This window comes from Mesotoga sp., assembly GCF_035363035.1.
Taxonomy (GTDB): domain Bacteria; phylum Thermotogota; class Thermotogae; order Petrotogales; family Kosmotogaceae; genus Mesotoga.
This window is the reverse complement of record NZ_DAOSEH010000142.1, coordinates 1-3,447: the sequence shown is the minus strand read 5'-3', so window position 1 is coordinate 3,447 and position 3,447 is coordinate 1. Positions and strand designations below refer to the sequence as shown.

The 3,447-nt window shown below is 51.3% G+C and carries 1 protein-coding gene and 2 pseudogenes; all 3 read right to left on the bottom strand.

The annotated features are described in order from the left end of the window. Positions 1 to 436: pseudogene (locus PKX57_RS11670) on the bottom strand (hypothetical protein); the annotation flags it as partial. An 89-nt stretch (positions 437 to 525) separates the two neighbouring features. After that, positions 526 to 3,015 carry a hypothetical protein gene (locus PKX57_RS11665; RefSeq protein ID WP_472417481.1) on the bottom strand — a complete coding sequence of 830 codons (2,490 nt, stop codon included), beginning with the start codon at positions 3,013 to 3,015 and terminating at the stop codon, positions 526 to 528. A gap of 22 nt (positions 3,016 to 3,037) precedes the next feature. Further along, positions 3,038 to 3,447 (bottom strand): annotated as a pseudogene (locus PKX57_RS11660) (hypothetical protein); the annotation flags it as partial.

Genomic DNA, 3,447 nt, shown 5'->3' with positions numbered 1-3,447 from the left:
CGTCGTCGACCTTTCCGTTGCCGTTCCTGTCGTGAAAGATCCCGACCACTCTCAGAACGGGGTATGGAGACGCCGCCACCCCGAAGAAGGTTTCCTCTTCCAGATCGGTCTCGAAGACCTGTTCGGCCTTTAAATATACATAAGTCTCTATGTTTCCAGTATTCGTGACTGTGTTCTTCAGATCGACCGTAGCTCCTGCTTTTCCAGATTCTACCTGGCCGGGGTCTGCGAAGGTTCCGTCGGGCTTCACTATGAAGCCGTAGACGGGAAGCACCGTGGTGACGACCTTCTCGGAAAAGATGGTGATACCGTTGCCGTCGCCGTCGATGAAACGGGCCGAGGCAATATTTTCTATTTTCGAACCGGCGAACGGTACCGCCAGGAGAAAGACCGCGCTTACCAGTGCCGCGAGTATCACCACATATCTTCTGTACACCTGATCACCCCATGTTGTAACCTCTCGTCTCTGCTATCGATAACGATAGCAGAGATGAAAGGCCATGGCCCGGAGGCCATGGCGATAGATCAATAGCCGTCAATAATAACGGGGAAGGAAACCTGACCAGACTCTCCGGCTTCCAGAGTGCCGAACTCCCATCTCAGATTCGTCACTTTGGTGAAGTCGATAGTGCCAGTGAAGGTAACCCAGGTCACTCCGTAATCAAAGCTGACTCCCGTTGGAAGCGGGGTGTATCCTCCGTCAAGTATCGAGGGGTCCAGCTTGGTGAAGAATGGAATGGTATCGTAAATAAAGAAGTTAGACACGGGCTCACTACCGATGTCTTCGTACTTCACGGTGTAAACCAGGATTTCTCCGGGTTTTGCCTCGAGTTTGTCTACGGACTTGGTTATTCTTATGTTGGCACTCACAACTATCGTCACATCTATGACCGTCGAAGTGACGCTCGTATCTTCCTGAACCACCGCTTCGAGAGTTGTCACATCGACTATTCCAAGAGGTTCACTTGGCACGAACAGTCTCAGTATTCCGGTGATGCTCTGTCCCGGGTTCAAGGTGAAGGTAGAGTCAAGGGGAACTACGGTACCCATGTACTCGAACACATAAGCCCAGCCTCTACTGGATTCGACATATAGCTTTACATCTGCCGCAACGTTTCCAGTGTTAGTCAGCGTGTGTTCGTAGTCTATGTGCGTGTTCGGCGAAGCCGATCCATTTCTAGAAGGCTGCAGAGTTATGCTGTAGACTTTGTTGACAGTTATCGTGTTATGCTGGTAGTCGGAGATAGTCGGGTTGCTCAAAGAAGTTGCATAGAACCTGACATCTACGGGTGTACCGGTATAGAGTGTACCTTCAGGGATCGCAACACGTGCTATGATGCGCTTCCCACTGTCCGGACCGATGAGACCGGTGTTGGTTATAGGTATCATCTCTTCGGGGTCGAGTACACCGTCGCCGTTCGCATCGATATAGAATCTCACTGTCCAGCCGGATGGCGTAACGGCCGAAAGGCTGAACGTATCGGCTCCACCACCGAGGTTGGCGACATCGAGCGGGAAATACACAAATTCGCCGGGGTTTCCATCCATATTGACCGGATCCTTGTCAACCAGGGTATCGGTCGCCAGTCCGGTCGCGTTACCTATCTGGACGTTCGGAATCAGAATCGGATACACCACATCGACTGTAGTATCGAAAACGGCGCCGGATATCGAAGATACGGTCTTTATCGTGGCCGTTATCGAAGCCCCTGGAGTGGTATAGGTTGAAGGTACGAAGATCTTTACCACGGCATCGAAAGTCTGGCCTGGAGCAAGAGGACCGGTGTCCTGCATACCGTCGTCGTTAGAATCCGTAAGCGGGGTCAGACTCTCTGTGAAGAAAGCGATAGCTACAACACCTGTCAGCTCTGCCGGAAGTACATCCGAGACGGTTATATTGAGTATGTCCGTCGAGAGACCGGAATTTTTCAACGTGTTGGTAAAGGAGACGAGAGTACCGGCAACACCGGTTTCGGTCGATCTATCAGTTGGCCCCACAGCTTCCGGATTATCTTTCGGTCCTATGAAAACCATGGCTGTCTCGTAGCCAGGACCTCCTACCATAATAGTCGATGTGTTCGAGGTTCTCGTAACAGTTCCGCTAGTCGCCGTATCATAAGTAATCGTGGCGAAGTTCTCCACCATACCGGCGAGCGTATCGGCTTTGACTTTCACGACGATCTTGATACTGAAACTTACACCAGCATTCAAGCTGCTGATAGTAAGTGTTACTTTATTTGTTGCAGGATCGTGAGATGTACCCATCGTCGCGGGAACTGGATTCTCGAACCCGATGAATTCCAGAGAAGGCGCCAGGAAGTCGGTCAAAACTATACTGTTGGCGGTCTGATTTCCCACGTTGCTTCCGGACAACACGTAAGTCACAGTGTCGCCGGCGCTCACCTGATCGGGAGTTGCCGATTTGAACAGCGTCAACACCGCGTCGTTGTATACCCTTGCATTGGCGGCGTTGCCGTAATCAAAGGCATTTACCGGATCGGCGACCGACTCTACGTTCAACCATACCGTCGCCGTGGCACCCGCCGTGGCCGCGCTGGGGATCCTGTACTTGACTATCGCATACCTGAAATCGTTGGAAGGAACAACGATGTTTGTGTTCCATGGTTCTTCTCCTGGATCGACGATGCCGTTTCCATTTTCGTCGTAATAGACTTCGGGAGATATCGGTACAAACGTAGAAGAGACGTTGTCGAAAACCAGTTCAGCCGTGAAGCTGTCCTGAATGTTCGCCAGGTTATCGATACGGAACTGGAAATACAGAGTCTGACCGGCAGCTCCAGGCTGTTCGATAACGTCCGGAGTCACGACGACCGAGTAAATTGGAAGTACGTTTGTAATAACCTGGTTCGAAAGAATAGTTCTACTCACACCTGTGTCATCGGTGTAAGTTGCGGCTGCCTGGTTCTTGATCTTGGTTCCGGCAGCCGGCGGTACGGCTATCGCGGCGACGGCTATCAATGCCGCGATAAGAATTACGAGAAATTTCCTGCCCATAAAACTCACCTCCCGTGCATTTTTAACTCAGTACCTTTACCTTGTAGAGAACTTTCAATATATCTGAGGGTTTGAATCTCGCATTGCATATCCACATGATATTCGTGTAATCCATCGGATTCACCAGTCTCTTGACGGTCATTCCTCCTTTCACCTCTTCGACGAACAACGGCGGTTTGGCAAAGACGTTCCCGCCGTCGTAGCTGAAAAGCAACTCCAGTCCGGTTGCCTCCCAGGTGGCGTGTTCTCTCTTTTCACCGGTCGCACTCCCCTTGATGTAGAAAGTCCCTTCGGGGATCATGGCGACCATCTGCAGACCCTCTATCTCAATGTCGGAGAGGTTTTCGTATGTCAGTACGTACAGTATCTCGTCTCCGGGAAAGACCTCCTCCAGAGGTTCGTAAGTGACAGTCGCCGTTTGAGAGTCCCAGA

Excerpts from the sequence above, each read along its gene's own strand:
- PKX57_RS11665 (WP_472417481.1), bottom strand. The coding sequence starts at position 3,015 with ATGGGCAGGAAATTTCTCGTAATTCTTATCGCGGCATTGATAGCCGTC.